The sequence below is a fragment of the Curtobacterium sp. MCSS17_007 genome, from assembly GCF_003234175.2.
GTDB lineage: Bacteria > Actinomycetota > Actinomycetes > Actinomycetales > Microbacteriaceae > Curtobacterium.
In genome coordinates, this window is the sequence record NZ_CP126257.1 from 1,358,406 (window position 1) to 1,376,237 (window position 17,832).

The following is a 17,832-nucleotide window of genomic DNA, read 5'->3' on the forward strand; positions in this document are numbered from 1 at the left end:
TGCGGGCGGACCACACCGGTCCCGCGTCGGTCCCGGGTCCTACGATGGACGCATGAGCAGCAGCGAGCCGAGCGTCTTCTCGAAGATCATCGCCCGTGAGATCCCCGCGACGGTCGTCGCCGAGGACGACCGGGTGATCGCCATCGAGGACATCGCGCCCAAGGCGCCGGTGCACGTGCTCGTGATCCCCAAGACCGAGCAGTACCGGGACGTCACCGAGCTCGCAGCGGGCGACCCCGACCTGCTCGCCCACGTGGTCGCCACCGCCCGTCGCATCGCCGACGAGCGGGCCGACGGCCAGTTCCGTCTCGTCTTCAACACCGGCGAAGCCGCCGGTCAGACCGTGTTCCACGTGCACGCGCACGTCCTCGCAGGTGAACTGCACGAAGGGAATCTCCTTGCCGGCTGACGAACCAGTCCACTCCGAACCCGTCCGTCCGACCGCCCGACCCGTGTCCGACCCGACGGACGTCACGGTCGACATCCAGGTCGACGGCATCGCGATGGTCCAGCTCCTGGGCCCGCAGGACCGCCTGCTCAAGACGGTCGAACGCCAGTACCCGACCGTCCGGGTGCTCGTCCGCGGCAACGAGGTGTCCCTGACCGGTGCGGAGCGCGACGTCGCCAGGGCACACGCACTCGTCGACGAGCTCGTCGGCATGGTGAAGCGCGGGCAGGACATCGGCCAGGCGGACATCCCGACCTCGGCGCGGATCCTCGACGAGGACCGCCGGCCGTCGGACACGTTCGGCACCCCGATCGTGTCGAGCCGCGGCAAGTCCGTGCGCCCGAAGACCGACGGGCAGCGCGCGTACGTCGACGCCATCGACCAGCACACCATCACCTTCGGCATCGGCCCCGCCGGTACCGGCAAGACCTACCTGGCGATGGCCAAGGCGGTCCAGGCGCTGCAGCGTCGCGAGGTCACCCGGATCATCCTCACGCGTCCGGCGGTCGAGGCGGGCGAGCGTCTGGGGTTCCTGCCCGGCACGCTCACCGACAAGATCGACCCGTACCTGCGCCCGCTGTACGACGCGCTCAACGAGATGATGGACCCCGAGCTCGTGCCGAAGCTGCTCGCGGCCGGCACGGTCGAGGTCGCGCCGCTGGCGTACATGCGCGGCCGGACGCTCAACGACTCCTTCGTGATCCTCGACGAGGCGCAGAACACCACGCCCGAGCAGATGAAGATGTTCCTGACGCGGCTCGGTTTCGGCTCGAAGATGGTCGTCACGGGCGACATCACCCAGGTCGACCTGCCCGGCAACCTGTCCGGCCTCCGGCTCGTGACGCGGATCCTCGGCGACGTCGAGGACATCCACTTCGCACGGCTCGGCAGCGAGGACGTCGTCCGTCACACGCTGGTCGGACGCATCGTCGACGCGTACACCGTCTACGACGAGGAACGACTCGCCGAGCAGGCCGGGCACCGCCCCGGGGGCCGGGGCACCGCGCCGGCCGGCAACCCCGCGGGCGCGAACCGCGCCGAGCGCCGCGGTCGTCCGCCGCAGGACCGCCAGCAGTCCCCGTACCCCCAGAACGACGCCCGAGGAGGCAACCGGTGAGCATCGAGCTCAACAACGAGTCGGGTGTCGAGGTCGACGAGCAGGCCGTGCAGCAGCTCGCCGCCTTCGCGCTCGACGCGCTGCACGTCCACGCGGACGCGGAGCTCGCGATCGTGCTGGTCGACGAGGGCGCGATGGAGCAGCTCCACGTCCGGTGGATGGACGAGCCGGGCCCGACCGACGTCCTCAGCTTCCCGATGGACGAGCTCCGCCCTGGTACCGAGGACGAACCGACCCCCGCCGGGCTGCTCGGCGACATCGTCGTGTGCCCGCAGGTCGCCGCCGAACAGGCGAAGACCGCCGGCCACACCACCACCGACGAGATGCTGCTGCTCACCTGCCACGGCATCCTGCACCTGCTCGGGTTCGACCACGCCGAACCCGAGGAGAAGGCCGAGATGTTCGGGCTCCAGGGCGAGATCCTCTCCGCCTTCGCCGCGCAGCGTCGCGGGCGGTGACGTGATGGTGCTCGTCGCCGTCCTGCTCGTGGCGGCGTTCGTGCTGGTCGTCCTCGGTGGGCTGCTCGCCGCATCGGACGCCGCGCTGACGGTCCTCTCGCGTGCCGACCTCGACGAGATCGCGCGCGGGAGTGCGCGCCGTCGCGCGATCGAGGCGATCGCGGACGACGTCGGCGCGCACGTGAACGCCCTCAACTTCTTCCGGGTGCTCGCCGAGACCGCCGCGGCGGTGCTCGTCACGATCGCCCTCGTCACGGTGTTCGACACCTGGTGGGTGGCGCTGGTCGTGGCCGCGGCGATCATGACCGCGGTCTCCTTCGTGCTGGTCGGCTCGAGCCCGCGCAGTGTCGGTCGCGCCCACGCCGAGCGGCTCATCGGCGCCACGGGCGGTCTCGTCCGTGCCGTCCGCATCGTCCTCGGGCCGCTCGCCGGGCTCCTCGTCGCCATCGGCGACCGGGTCACGCCGGGCCGCGGTCGCAGCGCGTCGACCGTGTCCAGCGAGGAACAGCTGCTGTCGCTCGTGGACGAGGCGACCGAGAGCAACGTGCTCGAGCAGGACGACCGCGAGCTCATCCACTCGGTGTTCGAGTTCAGCGACACCCTGGTGCGCGAGGTCATGGTGCCCCGCACCGACATGCTCACGGTCGACGGTGAGGCGACCCTCGCGGCGGGCATGGAGCGCTTCCTGGTCGCCGGGGTCTCGCGGATGCCGGTCACCGGCAAGGACAGCGACGACGTGCTCGGCGTGCTGTACCTGCGCGACGTCTCGCGCGCCCTCTACGAGCAGCCCGGCAGCGAACAGGAGCCGGTCACCACGCTCCTCCGGCCCGCCGAGTTCGTGCCGGAGTCCAAGCCGGCCGACGACACCCTGCGCCACATGCAGGTCGCGAAGAACCACCTGGTGCTCGTGGTCGACGAGTACGGCGGGGTCGCCGGGCTCGTGACGATGGAGGACCTCATCGAGGAGCTCGTCGGCGACATCTCGGACGAGTACGACCGGACGGTGGTCGACCGCACCGAGGTGACACCGGGCGTGTGGCGCATCTCCGCGCGGCTGCCGATCGACGAACTGGGCGACCTGTTCGGCATCGAGCTCGAGGACGACGACGTCGACACCGCCGGCGGCCTGCTGACGAAGGAGCTCGGCCGCCTGCCGGTCCGTGGCGAGCAGGTCACCGTGTCCGGGCTGGAGCTGACCGCGGACCGCGTCGAGGGCAAGCGCCGCCACCTGATCACCGTCCTCGCCGAGCGGAGCGCCGCCCTGCAGGACGCCGAGGACGCCCTCGGCGAGACGACACCGAGCACGACGGGAACACCCAACGCATGAGCGAGCACGAGACCGACCAGACCCCCGAGGGAACGGGTACCCCCGCGCAGCCGTACCGCGCCGGCTTCGTCTCCTTCGTCGGCCGTCCGAACGTCGGCAAGTCGACCCTGACCAACGCGCTCGTCGGCGAGAAGGTCGCGATCACCTCCTCGAAACCGCAGACCACACGCCGCGCGATCCGCGGCGTCGTGCACCGCCCCGACGGACAGGTCATCATCGTGGACACGCCGGGGGTCCACCGGCCACGCACGCTGCTCGGTGAGCGACTCAACGACCTCGTGCAGTCCACGTTGGGCGACGTCGACGTGATCGGCTTCTGCGTGCCCGCGAACGAGCCGATCGGACCCGGCGACCGGTTCATCAACGAGACCCTCGACCAGTACCCGCGCGCCCGGAAGGTCGCGATCGTCACGAAGATCGACCGGACCCCGAAGGACCGGGTCGGCGAGCAGCTCCTGGCGGTCTCGCAGCTGCGCGACTGGGACGCGATCGTGCCCACCTCGGGCACGAAGGGCCTGCAGCTCGAGGCCCTGCTCGGGGAGATCACGAAGCTGTTGCCCGAATCCCCGCGGCTGTACGACGCGGAGACCGTGACCGAGGAGACCGACGAGGACCGCATCGCCGAGCTCATCCGCGAAGCGGCGCTCGAGGGCGTGCGTGACGAGCTGCCGCACTCGCTCGCCGTCGTGATCGAGGACGTGGTCGAGCCCGACGACGAGGACGACCCGGACGGACCCCTGCGCATCTTCGCGAACCTGTTCGTCGAGCGCGACAGCCAGAAGGCGATCGTGATCGGACGCGGGGGCGAACGGCTGAAGGACGTCGGCTCGCGTGCGCGCGCCGAGATCGAGTCGCTGCTCGGCGGTCGGCACGTGTACCTGAACATCCGGGTGAAGGTGGCCAAGGAGTGGCAGCGCGACCCGAAGCAGCTCGGCCGCCTCGGGTTCTGACCGGCGTCATCCCCGGGAGGGACGCGCGGCGACCGACCGGGTCGTACCGTGGTGTGGTGTTCCGTCCCCTCCTGCGTGCGCAGCTCGTCACCGACATCACCGCAGCGGTGCTGCTCGGGGCGCTCCTGGTGCTCCTGCGCGTCTCGGCCGACCAGTCGCTGCTGGCGCTCGTGACGATCGTCGGACTGAGCGGGGCGCTCGCGATCCGGCGTCTCTCACCGGGTCTGGCGCTCGCGCTGTCGTGGGTCGTCGCCGTGTTCGAGATGGCGAGCGGACAGCCGCAGCCCGACCCGGCGAACGTGCTGCTCGCCGGTGTCCTCTTCACGACGAGCGCCTACGGCACCCGGCGGGTGCGCATCGCGGGGCTGGTCTCGGCGGTCGGCGGGTCGGTCGTCGCGGCGGCGTACATCGGGCTGCAGGACCACCAGCGCCGCGCCGGTATCGCGACAGGGTCCTCGCCGGCGCTCGAGACGCTGCAGGTCGTCCTCGCGTCCTTCGCGGCGGTCCTGCTGCTGCTCCTGCTCCCGTGGCTCGCCGGCCTCGTGCGCCGCGCCCGTCGCTCCGCCAGCCTGAGCCGCGAGGCACAGCTGGTCGCCGAGCGCGATGCGGCTCGTGCCGACCGAGCGGTCGCGGTCGAGCAGGAGCGCGTTCGCATCGCGCGGGACATGCACGACATCGTCGCGCACTCCCTCGCGGTCGTCATCGCGCAGGCCGACGGCGCCCGGTACGCGGCCAAGGCGGACCCTGCGGTCGCCGACCAGGCGCTCGCCACGATCTCGAGCACCGCCCGCAGCGCCCTCGGCGACGTCCGCGAGCTCCTCGGTGCCCTGCGCCACGAACAGGGCACCACGCCGACGCCGGAGGCGGCCGACCTCGAGGAGCTCGTCGCCGACATGCGCGAGGTCGGGCTCGACGTGCGGGTGGACCGCGAGGGTGACCCGTCCGGGATGCCCACCACCACGCAGCTCGCCGTGTACCGGATCGTGCAGGAGAGCCTGACGAACGCGTGGAAGCACGGCGAGTCCGGCACACCCGTGCACGCCGCGTTGACGTACCGCCCGGACACCGTCGAGATCACGGTCGTCAACCGGCGTGCGGACGACGGCACGAGCGGGCCCGGTACCGGCCACGGACTGATCGGCATGCGGGAGCGTGTCACGATGACCGGGGGCTCGATGACCGCAGGGCCTCGCGGTGACGACTTCGCGGTCGCCGTGCGGATGCCGGCGGTCCCCGCGAGCGGCCAGTTCCCCCGAGGCCGCATCACCCAGATGGAGCAGGAGCGCACCCGATGACCACGACCCAGCCGACCGGCAGCCCGATCCGGGTGGCCCTGGTCGACGACCAGGCGCTGTTCCGCACCGGCATCCGCATGCTCATCGACTCCCAGCCAGACCTCCGGTTCGTCGGCGAGGCGGGTGACGGGGCCGAGGGCGCCGAGCTCGTGCGACGCACCGGCGCGGACGTCGTGCTCATGGACGTCCGCATGCCCGTCATGGACGGGATCACCGCGACGGCCAAGATCGTCGAGCAGGGCGGCGCCGACGCGGCGAAGGTCCTCGTGCTCACCACGTTCGACTTCGACGAGGCCGCTGCGAAGGCGATCCGGGCCGGGGCGAGCGGCTTCGTGCTCAAGGACGCCGACCCCGAGTTCCTGCTCGCAGCCGTCCGGACCGTGCACGCTGGCACCGCCGTGTTCGCTGCCTCCGCCACGCGCGAGCTGCTCCGCCGCTACGACGACGGCGCCGCGCAGGCAGCGGCGGTTCCGCCGGCCTTCGCCGAGCTGACCCCGCGGGAGCGGGAGATCTTCGACCTGGCCGCGCGCGGGTACAGCAACAGCGAGATCGCCCAGCACGAGTACGTCAGCGAGGCGACGGTGAAGACGCACATCTCGCGCGTGCTCACGAAGCTCGACCTCCGCGACCGGGTGCGGCTCGTCGTGTTCGCGCACGAGCACGGGCTCGTGCCCAAGGCCGACTGACCCCGGTGTCGACCGGCGGTGCCACCCGCCGTCATCCGTCAGGATGACCCCTGCACAGCAGGTCGAGCCGAGCGGACCATCCGCAGGAGTCGTGCGACGGACGCGGGACGTGCCTCCCGGCCGCGAGGCTCGGAGCATGACCACCAACCAGACTCCGATCATCCGGCTCGACCACGTGTCCAAGCACTACGGCGACGCCGCCCGCCGCGTCACCGCGCTCGACGACGTCAGCGTCGACATCGGCGCGGGGGAGTTCACCGCCGTGATGGGCCCGTCGGGGTCGGGCAAGTCGACGCTGATGCACGTCGCCGCGGGGCTCGACGCCGTCAGCTCCGGACGGATCAGCATCGACGGCGTCGAGGTGACCGGGCTCGGCGACCGCGAGCTCACCGAGCTCCGCCGTCGTCGTCTCGGCTTCGTCTTCCAGTCGTTCAACCTCGTCCCGACGCTCGACGTGCGCGAGAACATCCGGCTGCCGTTCCTGCTCGGCGGGCACCAGCCCTCCCGCGACGAGTCCGCGTGGATCGACCGGCTGGTCGAGATGCTCGGGCTCGGCGACCGGCTCACCCACCGGCCGCACCAGCTCTCCGGCGGGCAGCAGCAACGCGTCGCGATCGCCCGCGCACTCGCGTCCCGACCCGCGGTGGTCGTCGCCGACGAGCCGACCGGTGCGCTCGACTCCCGGACCGGTCGCGACGTCCTCGCGATCCTGCGCGGAGCCGTGCAGGAGTGGGGGCAGAGCGTCGTGATGGTGACACACGACCCGACCGCCGCGGCGAACGCGGACCGGATCCTGTTCCTGGCCGACGGCCGGATCGTCGACGACCGGTCCGCGATGAGCGCCGCCGACATCTCGGCGACCATGCTGGGGATGGAGGCAGCAGCGTGAACGGCCTGCGCACCTTCGCCCCGACCGTGCTCGTCGCGGCACTCGGCACCACGTTCGGTTCGGCGCTCGTCATCGCCCCCGGCATCGTGGCCGAGGCCCTCGGCGCCGCCGGGCTCGACGACCTCACACCGGTGAAGGCGATCCTGTCCGTGCTCGGTTGGTTGTTCCTCGGCATCGCGCTCTACGTCGGCGCGATCGTCACGGCCAACACGTGCGCGACCCTGATCGCCGGCCAGACGCGCACCATCGCCCTGCAACGGCTGATCGGGGCGACGGGCGCCACCCTGCGCTCGAGGATCACCCGGACCGGTCTGCTCGTCGGCCTGGTCGGTGGTGTGATCGGCACGATCGCCGGGACGGCACTGTCCGCGCTGTTCGTCGCGGTGCTCCGGAGCACCGGGTTCCTGCCCGACACCTCCTACACGCTCGTGCCGTGGGAACTCGTCCTGCCGCTCGTCGCCGTCGTCCTCGCGACGTGGGCCGCCTTCGCGGCCGGGTCCCGCCGCGTGCTCACGGTCACCCCGCTCGAGGCGCTCTCGTCGACGGTCGAACCGAGCCACGACGACGTCCGCTCCGGCAGGGCCCGGCGGGCCTGGTCGATCGTGCTCATGGCGGTGGGCACGCTGCTGATGCTGGCCGGACTCGTGCTCAGCCCGGCCTCACCGGTGGCGGTGCTGCCGGCCGCCCTCGGCGGGTTCGTGTCCTTCGCCGGCGTCGCCGTCGGCGCGACCGTCGTGATGCCCCCGGTGCTCCAGCTCATCGGCCGGCTGGGTTCGCGGGACCCGGTCGTGCTGCTCGCCGGACGGAACGCGATGCGGGCGCCCGGCCGGTCATCACGAGCGACGATCGGGCTCGTCATCGGCGTGACGCTCCTCGTCACCTTCGCGGTGGCGCTCGGCATCATGCAGCACGTGCTCGAGACGCAGCTCGCCGCGATGGGCGGCGACTCGATGACCCCGGACATGGTCCAGGCGCAGCGCGACTTCTTCGTGCAGGTCAACGCCGTCATCAGCGTCATCGTCGGCTTCTCGGCCGTGATCGCCGCGGTCGGCGTGGTCAACGCCCTCGCTCTCGGAGTGCTCCAGCGGCGACGCGAACTCGGACTCCTGCGGGTGCTCGGCCTGACCGGGGCCCAGGTCCGTCGGATGATCGTGACCGAGGCCGTGCAGATGGTCGTCGCGGCCGTCGTGACCGGACTGGTCCTCGGGACGATCTACGGCTGGGTCGGTGGGCAGACCATGCTCGGATCGCTCGGGACCGTCGTGCCGCCCGTGCTGCCGTTGTCGACGGTCGGCATCGTGGTCGCCGGGGCCCTCGTGCTCGCGGTCGTGGCCACCGTCGCGCCCGTCCGACGCGCCATGCGGGTGCCCCCGACCGAAGCGCTCGCCGTCGACTGACCGCGCACCGGCAGGAGGGGTGCCGAGCGTCATCTGCTTGCACGACGCTGGTGTACCAGTGCTACGGTGGCAGCGATGTACTCGGCGCTCCTCCTCCTTCGCTGCCGCGACGAGGCCTGACACACGGCCCACCTCGTCGCGGAGTCCGTCGTGGCCCCCACCAGCGCCGATGCCGGCGAGACGACGAAAGCGACGACCATGCAGAACACGCAGCGCCCCTCCGGGATGCCGATCCACAAGTACGTCCCCTTCCACGAGCAGATCCGCGTGGACCTGCCGGACCGCACGTGGCCGACGAAGCGCATCGACCGCGCTCCGCGCTGGTGCGCCGTCGACCTCCGTGACGGCAACCAGGCCCTCATCGACCCGATGGACTCCGAGCGCAAGCGGGCGATGTTCGACCTGCTCGTCCGGATGGGCTACAAGGAGATCGAGGTCGGCTTCCCGAGCGCGTCGCAGACGGACTTCGACTTCGTCCGGTCGCTCATCGACGACGGCGCGATCCCGGACGACGTCACGATCCAGGTCCTGACCCAGGCCCGCGAGCACCTCATCGACCGCACGTACGAAGCGATCGACGGGGCGAAGCAGGCCATCGTGCACCTCTACAACTCGACGTCGATCGTCCAGCGCGAGGTCGTCTTCCGCACCGACGTGCAGGGCGTCGTCGACATCGCCGTCGCCGGCGCGCGCATGTGCAAGGCGGCCGAGGCCCGACTGCAGCACGGCACGCAGGTCTACTACGAGTACTCGCCGGAGTCCTACACCGGCACCGAGCTCGAGGTCGCCGCCGAGATCTGCAACGCCGTGCTCGAGGTCTTCGAGCCGACCCCCGAGCGCAAGGTGATCATCAACCTGCCCGCCACCGTCGAGATGGCGACGCCGAACGTGTACGCCGACTCGATCGAGTGGATGTCGCGGAACCTCGACCACCGCGAGGACGTCATCCTGTCCCTGCACCCGCACAACGACCGCGGCACCGCCGTCGCCGCCGCCGAGCTCGGCTACATGGCCGGTGCGGACCGCATCGAGGGCTGCCTGTTCGGCAACGGGGAGCGCACGGGCAACGTCGACCTCGTCGCCCTCGGCATGAACCTGTTCACCCAGGGCATCGACCCCGAGATCGACTTCTCGGACATCGACCAGGTCAAGCGCACGGTCGAGTACTGCAACCAGCTGCCCGTGCCCGAGCGTCAGCCCTGGGCCGGTGACCTCGTCTACACGGCGTTCAGCGGCTCCCACCAGGACGCCATCAACAAGGGCTTCGACGCGATGCGGGCGAAGGCCGAGGCTGCGGGGACGTCCGTCGACGAGATCGCGTGGGCCGTGCCGTACCTGCCCGTCGACCCGAAGGACATCGGGCGTTCGTACGAGGCCGTCATCCGCGTCAACTCGCAGTCCGGCAAGGGCGGCGTGGCGTACCTGCTCAAGACCGACCACGCCATCGACCTGCCGCGCAAGCTGCAGATCGAGTTCTCCGGCGTCGTGCAGCAGCGCACCGACACCGAGGGCGGCGAGTTCTCGTCCGAGCGGATCTGGGACCTGTTCCGCGACGAGTACCTGCCCGCCGAGGACGAGTCCGACAAGTGGGGCCGGTACGAGATCACGAAGACGGCGACGTCGAGCGACTTCGACGGCACGACGAAGCTCAGCGTCGCGATGCGTGTCGACGAGGGTGCCGTCACCGCCGACGCGGTCGGCACCGGCCCCGTCGACGCGTTCCTCACCGTGATGCGTGAGCAGGGCGTCGCGGTCACGCTGTACGACTACTCCGAGCACACGATGAGCGCGTCCGGCGACGCCAAGGCGGCGGCGTACGTCGAGCTCGACGTCGACGGCACGCGCCTGTGGGGCGTCGGCATCGACGCCGACATCGCGACCGCGTCCCTCAAGGCGATCGTCTCCGCGGTGAACCGGGCGGTCCGCGCCGGGGCTGCGACGGGTGCGCCGGAGCTGGTCACGGCGTAGGACGCCACCACGGACGGGAGGCGCGGTGCGGGTCCGACCCGCACCGCGCCTCCCGTCCGTGCGCGCGGACCGCGTCGGACGGCCGGCTGCGGTGCCGGGCGGGCGCCGCCGAGCGCGCGCGATCGGGCGCGCTCGGCGCTCTCGGGCGACGGATCGCACCCGATCGGCGGAACGCGCGCGGCGCGTCCCGCCCACTCGGCGCCGACCGCGCCAGGAGTCGGCGACCGGCTCCGGCTCGGCATCGGCTGTGTCCTGAGCGGGCCAGAACGGTCACGCTCGGCGCCCTCCGACGACGGATCGCACCCTTCCGGCGGAACCCGCGCGGCGTGTCCTGCCCGTTCGGCCCCGACCGCGGCGGGGGCTCGGTCCGGGTGTCGGCGCAGCAGGGGATACTGAGGGCATGCCGCTGTACCGGGACGAGTGTGTCGTGTTGCGCACCCACAAGCTCGGCGAGGCGGACCGCATCGTCACGATGCTGTCCCGGCAGCACGGGAAGATCCGGGCGGTCGCCAAGGGGGTGCGGCGCACGGCCTCGAAGTTCGGGTCGCGACTCGAGCCCTTCATGGTCGTCGACGCCCAGTTCTACGAGGGCCGGTCGCTCGACATCGTCACGCAGGCCGAGAGCCTCGGGTCCTACGGCGCCCAGATCGTCACCGACTACGGCGCCTACACGGCGGCGAGTGCGATGGTCGAGACCGCAGACCGTCTGAGCGAGGCGGACGCCGGGCTCCAGCAGTACCTGCTGCTCGTCGGGGCACTGCGCTCGCTGTCCCGACGCGAGCACGTGGTGAGCGCCACGCTCGACTCCTACCTGTTGCGGGCGATGAGCATCGCGGGGTGGGCGCCCTCCTTCGGCGACTGCGCGGTGACGGGCGAGCCCGGGCCGCACACGGCGTTCGTCGTGCAGCTCGGCGGGGTGGTGGCGGATCGGGCGGCACCTCCCGGCACGCCGCGGCTCGACACGGACACGCTCGGGCTGCTCGGGGCGCTCCTCGCGGGGGACTGGGCGACGGTGGACGCCTCGGACGAACGCACACGGTCGCGGGCGTCCGGCGTGGTGGCGGCGTACGCCCAGTGGCACCTGGAACGATCGCTCCGGTCACTGCCGCACGTCGATCGCAGCGAGCACCCCGCACCGGTCGCACCGACACCGGGAGGGGTACCGGCAGCGGTGGTCGCCACCCCGGCGCCCGCGGTGCCCGTCCCGTCCGACCACGAAGGAACCCCTGCATGAGCCCACGCCGGTCCGCCGCGTCCGAGCCGCTGAAGCCCGTCGACTGGACGGGGGAGCAGCCGCCCGCCATCCCGGCGCAGTTCGTGCCCGAGCACGTCGCGATCGTGATGGACGGCAACGGCCGGTGGGCGAACCAGCGTGGCCTGACCCGGGTCGAGGGGCACAAGGCCGGCGAGGCTTCGCTGCTCGACGTCGTCGCGGGGGCGATCCAGATCGGTGTGCGGCACGTGTCGGCGTACGCGTTCTCGACGGAGAACTGGAAGCGGTCCCCGGAGGAGGTCCGCTTCCTCATGGGCTTCAACCGCGAGGTCATCCACCGTCGTCGGGACCAGCTGCACGAGTGGGGCGTCCGGGTGCGGTGGGCCGGCCGCCGGCCCCGGCTCTGGCGGAGCGTGGTCGACGAGCTGCAGACCGCGGAGCGCATGACGGCCGACAACGACGTGTGCACGCTGACGATGTGCGTGAACTACGGCGGTCGGAACGAGATCGTCGACGCCGTGCGGGGGATGGCCGAGGACGTCGCGGCCGGTCGCCTCAAGCCGAGCCAGGTGACGGAGAAGGCCCTGGCCAAGCGGCTCTACGTGCCCGAGCTGCCCGACGTCGACCTGTTCCTCCGGAGCTCGGGGGAACAGCGGACGTCGAACTTCATGCTGTGGCAGTCGGCGTACGCCGAGATGGTGTTCCTCGACCGGCTCTGGCCGGACTTCCGACGGACCGACCTGTGGGCGGCGATCGAGGAGTACGCGCGCCGCGACCGACGCTACGGCGGCGCGGTGGACGCCCCGACCGCCTGACGCGACCACCGGGCGGCGTGACCACCCGGCGGTGCGACCACCCCGCGGCGCGACCACGGGGCGACCAGGCCACCAGGCGCCGCGGCCACGGGGCGACCCGGCCACGGGGTGACCCGGCCACCGGGTGACGCGGCCACCCGGTGGCCGCGTCCCGGCGCTCGGACGTCCGCCGTGCCTCCCGGCCGGTTCGTCAGCCGAGCAGGTGGGTGACCCCGTGCACCGCGTCGAGGGCGGCCCGCACACTCGGGACCCGCTCGGCACCGCGGGTGACGACCACCTCGACCTGCCGCGCCAGCGTCTCGTCGGCCGGCGTGACCGTCACCCCGGGCGGGATGACCGTCGCGGTGAGCGCGAGCCGGGGGAGCAGCGCGACGCCGAGGCCGGCGGCGACCAGCCCGACGACGGCCGCGGCGTTGTCGGTCTCGAGCACGATCTCCGGCGTGAAGCCCGACGCCGCGCACGACGCGAGCAGGTGTCCGCGGCAGCGGGGACACCCACCGATCCACCGGGCGTCGCGGAACGCGGTGAGGTCCGCGGGGCCGGTCGGACGATCCGGGGCGGACACGGTCACGAGCGCCAGCGGGTCGCGCCCCAGGACCCGCGTCGTCAGGGTCGGGTCGGTAGCCGAGTCGTCCGGTCCGAAGGCGTGCGAGAAGGTGAGCGCGACGTCGACCTCGCCGCGGCGGACGAGGTCGATCGCCTCGGGCGGTTCGGCCTCGACGTAGGAGGTCACGACCCCCGGGCTGGTCGAGGCCATCGCGGCGAGCACCGGCGGGACGAGCGTCGACGACGCGCTCGGGAACCCCGCGACACGCACCCGTCCCCGGGCGAGGCCGCCCACGGCGTCCAGGTCCTCGCGCGCGGCGGTCAGGGCGGCCTCGACGTGCAGTGCGTGGTCGGCGAGCACCCGACCGGACTCGGTCAGCGTCGCACCGCGGCCTCCGCGGAGGACCAGGTCGTGTCCGAGGCGCTGCTCAGCCCGGGCCAGCAGCTGGCTCACCGCGGGCTGGCTGTAGCCGAGCGTCGCGGCCGCGCGGCTGATCGACCCGCCGTCGCGGACGGCGAGCAGGACCCGGAGCAGCTGCGGTTCGATCGCTTCCACAACGCGATGTTATGGGACCCCGAAGAAGCCTGCTCTGGTGTGATGCCCGTGCACGTCCGACGCTGGGGCCATGGACTCCTTCGTCGACGGCTCGGGCTACCTCGCGGCGTGCACGGCCGGCCTCCCCACACTGGGCACGCTCGCAGCGCAGCGCGCCGACCTCGACGCGTGGTCGCGTGCGGAGACCACACCGGCGGGCTACGGCGCCCTGGTCGAGGAGGGCCGGGCGCTCTTCGCCGGCATCGTCGGCGTCGACCCCACCCGGGTGGCGACGGGGTCGCAGACCTCGGCGGTGGTCGCGGTGGTCGCCGCGTCCCTGCCGGACGGCGCCGAGGTCGTGGTGCCCGACGGCGACTTCAGCTCGGTCGTGTTCCCGTTCCTCGCGCAGGCGCACCGCGGTGTCTCCGTGCGGAGCGTGCCGCTGGAGCACCTCGCCGACGCGGTCCGGCCCGGTACCGCGCTCGTCGCGTGGTCCGCGGTGCAGTCCGCGACCGGTGCCGTCACCGACCCCGCTGACGTCGTCGACGCAGCGCGAGCCGTGGGGGCGGCGACGCTCTGCGACCTCACCCAGGCCGCCGGCGTGCTCCCGGTGTCCGCCGCGCCCTTCGACGTGACCGTCACCCACGCGTACAAGTGGTTGTGTGCACCGCGAGGGGTCGCGTTCGCGACCTTCTCGGACGCCGCGCTCGAGTGGCTCCGGCCGGTGCAGGCGGGGTGGTACGCGGGCGAGGACGTCTGGTCCTCGTGCTACGGCCCGGACATGCGGCTCGCGAGCGTCGCCCGCCGCTTCGACGTGTCGCCCGCGTGGCCGGCGTGGCCGGGCGCGGTCGCGGCCCTCCGGCACCTCGCGTCCGTCGACGCGGCATCGGCCTGGAGGCACGCCACCCGACTGACGGACCGGCTCGCCGACGCGCTCGGCACGGCACGGAGCGGGCAGGCGATCACGACGTTCGCAGACTCCGACGGCGCCGCACTGCGTGCGCTCGCGGCAGCCGGGGTGACCGCGAGTGGGCGTGGCGGCCGGGTGCGGCTCGCGTTCCACCTGTGGAACGACGATGCCGACGTGGACCGAGTGGTCGAGGTCCTGGGGGACACCACCGCGTTCCGACCGGTGGGCTGATCCGGCGTCCACAGGTCCGGACACCCGTGCCGACCGCGTCGGGCGGGCCGGTACGCTTGCCCGGTACCGTTCCCGCACCGGGCACCCAGTCCGGCGACCACAGGAGTCCCCCTTGGCACAGTCCTCCCGTCTCGACAGCGTCATCGCCCTGGCCAAGGGCCGTGGCTTCGTCTTCCAGTCGGGGGAGATCTACGGCGGATCCCGCTCCGCCTGGGACTACGGGCCCCTCGGCGTCGAGCTGAAGGAGAACATCAAGCGCCAGTGGTGGCAGCGGTTCGTCCGCGGGCGCGGCGACATGGTCGGTCTCGACTCCGCCGTGATCCTGCCGCGCAAGGTGTGGGAGGCCTCGGGGCACGTCGCGACCTTCACGGACCCGCTCGTCGAGTGCCTCCACTGCCACCACCGCTTCCGTGCCGACCACCTGGAAGAGGCGTTCGAGGCGAAGAAGGGCCGGAAGCCCGAGGGCGGCCTGGCCGAGGTACCGTGCCCGAACTGCGGCACCCGCGGCGAGTGGACCGAGCCCCGTGAGTTCTCCGGCATGCTCAAGACCTACCTCGGCCCGGTCGAGTCGGAAGAGGGGCTGAACTTCCTCCGCCCGGAGACCGCGCAGGGCATCTTCGTCGACTTCGCGCAGGTGGTCACGACGAGCCGCATGAAGCCCCCGTTCGGCATCGGGCAGGTCGGCAAGGCGTTCCGCAACGAGATCACGCCCGGCAACTTCATCTTCCGGACGCGTGAGTTCGAGCAGATGGAGATCGAGTACTTCGTGCCGCCGGCCGACGTCGACGAGCACTACGAGCGCTGGATCGCCGACTCGGTCGCGTTCTTCACCGACCTCGGCATCGACCCCGAGAACCTGCGCCGCTTCGACGTGCCGGACGGCGAGCGGGCGCACTACTCCGACGCCACGGCCGACATCGAGTACCGCTTCGGCTTCGCCGGCTCCGAGTGGGGCGAGCTGATGGGCGTCGCGAACCGCACCGACTTCGACCTGAACAACCACATCGAGGCCTCCGGCAAGGACCTGCGGTACTTCGACCAGGCCGCGAACGAGAAGTACGTGCCGTACGTGATCGAGCCGTCCTTCGGTCTCACCCGTGCGCTCATGGCGTTCCTGCTCGACGCGTACCACGAGGACGAAGCGCCGAACGCGAAGGGCGGCGTGGACAAGCGGACGGTCCTGCGCCTCGACCCGCGCCTGTCGCCCGTCAAGGCCGCGGTGCTGCCGCTGTCCCGCAACGAGCAGCTGTCGCCGGTCGCCCGTGGGCTCGCCGACGACCTGCGCAAGTACTGGAACGTCGACTTCGACGACGCCGGTGCGATCGGTCGCCGGTACCGTCGCCACGACGAGATCGGCACGCCGTTCTGCATCACGGTGGACTTCGACACCCTCGACGACAAGGCCGTCACGGTCCGTGAGCGCGACACCATGTCGCAGGAGCGTGTCTCGCTCGACCAGCTGCAGGGTTACCTGGCGCAGCGCCTCCTCGGTGCGTAGCACCAGCCGACACACGCGGCCGCGACCCGGGAATGCCCGGTGCGCGGCCGCGTTGTCGTCGGCGTGAACGACTCCGTGAAGGTCGATGTCTGGTCGGACATCGCATGCCCCTGGTGCTACATCGGCAAGCGCAAGTTCGAGGCGGGGGTGGCTGCCTTCGGCGCCGGGCCCGACGCCCTCCCGGTCGAGGTCGAGTACCACTCCTTCGAGCTCAGCCCGGACACCCCCGTCGACTTCGAGGGCACCGAGGCCGAGTTCCTGTCCCAGCACAAGGGGCTGCCGGTCCAGCAGGCGCAGCAGATGATCGACCAGGTCGCCGGCATCGCATCGACCGTCGGGCTGCACTACGACTACGACGCGCTGCGCCACACGAACACCGTCAAGGCGCACCAGGTCATCCACCTCGCCAAGCAGCACGGCAAGCAGCTCGAGATGGTCGAGCGCCTGTTCACCGCCTACTTCGAGCGCGGGGAGCACGTCGGGCAGGACGAGTCGCTGGCCGACCTCGGCGCGTCGGTCGGACTCGACCGCGACGAGGTCCTCGCGACCCTGCGCGACGACGCGCAGCTCGCCGCCGTCCGTGCCGACCAGGCCCAGGCGCAGGCGTTCGGGATCAACGGGGTGCCGTTCTTCGTCATCGACGGCAAGTACGGCGTCTCCGGCGCGCAGGACCCGGCGGCCTTCGAGCAGGTGCTCCGCCAGGTCGTCGCGCTGCGCGACACCACGCCCGAGGAACTCGCGGCACGGGAGCAGCGTGTGGCGGACGATGCGGCAGCGGATGCCGAGGCGACCCGGTGACGGGCGCGACGACGACCGGACCGGTCGAGCCGAGCCTCCAGGCCGACGGTCCGGGCTCACGCAGCCGGTCCCGGTCCGCTGCGCCAGCGGCGGAACGGCCGAGCGCGCGGGGAGCGGCGCGCCCCGCCCTCCTGACGCTCGTCACGCCCGGTGGGGCGCCGGTCTGCGACGGTGACAGCTGCTTCGTCCCGGGGCCGAAGGGGACTGGAGCGAGGTCCCCGACTGAGGGTGTCCGTCCTACCGGACGGGCTCCTCGTCGGTGATGTCGGCGACGGTCGCGTCGTAGGCGGCGACGAGCGCATCACCGTCGACGAAGGCGCTCGCGCCGTGGCGACCCGCACCGAGTGCGATGCGACGGCCGAGCACCCGCTCGTCGGCGTACACCGGCAGGTCGCCGGTCGCACCGATCGGGGTGATGGTGCCGCGCTCGTAGCCCGAGGCCTCGAGCGCGGTCGCTGCATCGGGCATCGAGAGCTTGTTCACGCCGACGACGGTCCGGAGCTTCTTCCACGCGATGCTGCGTCCGCCGGGTACGAGGGCGAGCAGGAAGCCTCCGTCGTGGCGCTTCACGACGAGGGTCTTCACGATGTCGCCGGGCTCGATGCCGAGCAGGGCGGCCGCACCCTCGAGCGAGTCGGCGGCGGGGCGTTCGACGACCTCCACCGACAGCCCGCGGGCTGCAGCGTCGGCGTCGAACCTGGCGATCGCGGTGTCGGTCATGTGGAGAACGCTACCGGCGCAGGCACGCGTG

17 protein-coding genes are annotated in these 17,832 nt (G+C 72.0%); 15 read left to right on the top strand and 2 right to left on the bottom strand.

The window, feature by feature from the left end; all coding sequences use genetic code 11:
- Positions 1 to 52 precede the first annotated feature (52 nt).
- The 12 genes from DEJ22_RS06390 to DEJ22_RS06445 all read left to right on the top strand — a co-directional run bounded on the left by DEJ22_RS06390 (position 53) and on the right by DEJ22_RS06445 (position 12,563).
- The gene (locus tag DEJ22_RS06390) at positions 53 to 409 is read left to right on the top strand and encodes a histidine triad nucleotide-binding protein (RefSeq protein WP_111225839.1); all 357 of its coding nucleotides are present in this window, start codon (positions 53 to 55) and stop codon (positions 407 to 409) included.
- 94 nt (positions 410 to 503) lie between these two features.
- A complete protein-coding gene (locus DEJ22_RS06395; protein ID WP_258379550.1) occupies positions 504 to 1,565 on the top strand; it encodes a PhoH family protein in 1,062 nt (353 codons plus the stop codon).
- Positions 1,562 to 2,023, top strand: coding sequence for an rRNA maturation RNase YbeY (ybeY, locus tag DEJ22_RS06400; protein WP_111225841.1), 462 nt, complete (start codon positions 1,562 to 1,564; stop codon positions 2,021 to 2,023). Before DEJ22_RS06395 ends, ybeY begins: the two co-directional genes overlap by 4 nt.
- A gap of 4 nt (positions 2,024 to 2,027) precedes the next feature.
- On the top strand, positions 2,028 to 3,350 hold the full coding sequence (locus DEJ22_RS06405) for a hemolysin family protein (protein WP_111225842.1): 1,323 nt from the start codon (positions 2,028 to 2,030) through the stop codon (positions 3,348 to 3,350).
- The gene (era, locus tag DEJ22_RS06410; RefSeq protein WP_111225843.1) at positions 3,347 to 4,300 is read left to right on the top strand and encodes a GTPase Era; all 954 of its coding nucleotides are present in this window, start codon (positions 3,347 to 3,349) and stop codon (positions 4,298 to 4,300) included. The genes DEJ22_RS06405 and era overlap by 4 nt, the downstream gene beginning before the upstream one ends.
- 56 nt (positions 4,301 to 4,356) lie before the next feature.
- Positions 4,357 to 5,595, top strand: coding sequence for a sensor histidine kinase (locus DEJ22_RS06415; RefSeq protein WP_111226374.1), 1,239 nt, complete (start codon positions 4,357 to 4,359; stop codon positions 5,593 to 5,595).
- Positions 5,592 to 6,281, top strand: a complete 690-nt coding sequence (locus DEJ22_RS06420) for a response regulator (protein WP_111225844.1) — start codon at positions 5,592 to 5,594, stop codon at positions 6,279 to 6,281. Before DEJ22_RS06415 ends, DEJ22_RS06420 begins: the two co-directional genes overlap by 4 nt.
- Positions 6,282 to 6,417: 136 nt before the next feature.
- Positions 6,418 to 7,170: an ABC transporter ATP-binding protein gene (locus tag DEJ22_RS06425; RefSeq protein ID WP_111225845.1), complete on the top strand. Its 753-nt coding sequence runs from the start codon at positions 6,418 to 6,420 to the stop codon at positions 7,168 to 7,170.
- Positions 7,167 to 8,567, top strand: coding sequence for an ABC transporter permease (locus tag DEJ22_RS06430; protein WP_111225846.1), 1,401 nt, complete (start codon positions 7,167 to 7,169; stop codon positions 8,565 to 8,567). Before DEJ22_RS06425 ends, DEJ22_RS06430 begins: the two co-directional genes overlap by 4 nt.
- A 198-nt stretch (positions 8,568 to 8,765) precedes the next feature.
- A complete protein-coding gene (gene leuA, locus DEJ22_RS06435) occupies positions 8,766 to 10,535 on the top strand; it encodes a 2-isopropylmalate synthase (protein WP_111226375.1) in 1,770 nt (589 codons plus the stop codon).
- 400 nt (positions 10,536 to 10,935) lie between these two features.
- The gene (recO, locus tag DEJ22_RS06440) at positions 10,936 to 11,769 is read left to right on the top strand and encodes a DNA repair protein RecO (protein WP_111225847.1); all 834 of its coding nucleotides are present in this window, start codon (positions 10,936 to 10,938) and stop codon (positions 11,767 to 11,769) included.
- Positions 11,766 to 12,563 carry an isoprenyl transferase gene (locus DEJ22_RS06445; protein WP_111225848.1) on the top strand — a complete coding sequence of 266 codons (798 nt, stop codon included), beginning with the start codon at positions 11,766 to 11,768 and terminating at the stop codon, positions 12,561 to 12,563. Before recO ends, DEJ22_RS06445 begins: the two co-directional genes overlap by 4 nt.
- A gap of 190 nt (positions 12,564 to 12,753) precedes the next feature.
- Here the strand turns inward: DEJ22_RS06445 and DEJ22_RS06450 are convergent, their stop codons facing one another.
- Entirely contained in the window at positions 12,754 to 13,665 is a 912-nt protein-coding gene (locus DEJ22_RS06450; protein ID WP_111225849.1) for a LysR family transcriptional regulator, read from the bottom strand.
- A 70-nt stretch (positions 13,666 to 13,735) separates the two neighbouring features.
- Between DEJ22_RS06450 and DEJ22_RS06455 the strand changes: the two genes are divergently transcribed.
- From DEJ22_RS06455 to DEJ22_RS06465, 3 genes are all read left to right on the top strand, one after another.
- Positions 13,736 to 14,785, top strand: coding sequence for an aminotransferase class V-fold PLP-dependent enzyme (locus DEJ22_RS06455; protein WP_111225850.1), 1,050 nt, complete (start codon positions 13,736 to 13,738; stop codon positions 14,783 to 14,785).
- A 112-nt stretch (positions 14,786 to 14,897) separates the two neighbouring features.
- Positions 14,898 to 16,283 (top strand): glycine--tRNA ligase, encoded by a 1,386-nt coding sequence (locus tag DEJ22_RS06460; protein ID WP_111225851.1) that lies wholly within the window; start codon positions 14,898 to 14,900, stop codon positions 16,281 to 16,283.
- A gap of 63 nt (positions 16,284 to 16,346) precedes the next feature.
- The gene (locus tag DEJ22_RS06465) at positions 16,347 to 17,081 is read left to right on the top strand and encodes a DsbA family oxidoreductase (RefSeq protein WP_111226376.1); all 735 of its coding nucleotides are present in this window, start codon (positions 16,347 to 16,349) and stop codon (positions 17,079 to 17,081) included.
- A 237-nt stretch (positions 17,082 to 17,318) separates the two neighbouring features.
- Here DEJ22_RS06465 and DEJ22_RS06470 read toward each other — a convergent pair whose 3' ends face one another.
- Positions 17,319 to 17,801 carry an aminoacyl-tRNA deacylase gene (locus DEJ22_RS06470; RefSeq protein ID WP_111225852.1) on the bottom strand — a complete coding sequence of 161 codons (483 nt, stop codon included), beginning with the start codon at positions 17,799 to 17,801 and terminating at the stop codon, positions 17,319 to 17,321.
- Positions 17,802 to 17,832: the final 31 nt, after the last annotated feature.

Excerpts from the sequence above, each read along its gene's own strand:
- DEJ22_RS06390 (WP_111225839.1), top strand. The coding sequence starts at position 53 with ATGAGCAGCAGCGAGCCGAGCGTCTTCTCGAAGATCATCGCCCGTGAG.
- DEJ22_RS06395 (WP_258379550.1), top strand. The coding sequence starts at position 504 with ATGGTCCAGCTCCTGGGCCCGCAGGACCGCCTGCTCAAGACGGTCGAA.
- DEJ22_RS06405 (WP_111225842.1), top strand. The coding sequence starts at position 2,028 with ATGGTGCTCGTCGCCGTCCTGCTCGTGGCGGCGTTCGTGCTGGTCGTC.
- era (WP_111225843.1), top strand. The coding sequence starts at position 3,347 with ATGAGCGAGCACGAGACCGACCAGACCCCCGAGGGAACGGGTACCCCC.
- DEJ22_RS06420 (WP_111225844.1), top strand. The coding sequence starts at position 5,592 with ATGACCACGACCCAGCCGACCGGCAGCCCGATCCGGGTGGCCCTGGTC.
- DEJ22_RS06425 (WP_111225845.1), top strand. The coding sequence starts at position 6,418 with ATGACCACCAACCAGACTCCGATCATCCGGCTCGACCACGTGTCCAAG.
- leuA (WP_111226375.1), top strand. The coding sequence starts at position 8,766 with ATGCAGAACACGCAGCGCCCCTCCGGGATGCCGATCCACAAGTACGTC.
- recO (WP_111225847.1), top strand. The coding sequence starts at position 10,936 with ATGCCGCTGTACCGGGACGAGTGTGTCGTGTTGCGCACCCACAAGCTC.
- DEJ22_RS06445 (WP_111225848.1), top strand. The coding sequence starts at position 11,766 with ATGAGCCCACGCCGGTCCGCCGCGTCCGAGCCGCTGAAGCCCGTCGAC.
- DEJ22_RS06455 (WP_111225850.1), top strand. The coding sequence starts at position 13,736 with ATGGACTCCTTCGTCGACGGCTCGGGCTACCTCGCGGCGTGCACGGCC.
- DEJ22_RS06470 (WP_111225852.1), bottom strand. The coding sequence starts at position 17,801 with ATGACCGACACCGCGATCGCCAGGTTCGACGCCGACGCTGCAGCCCGC.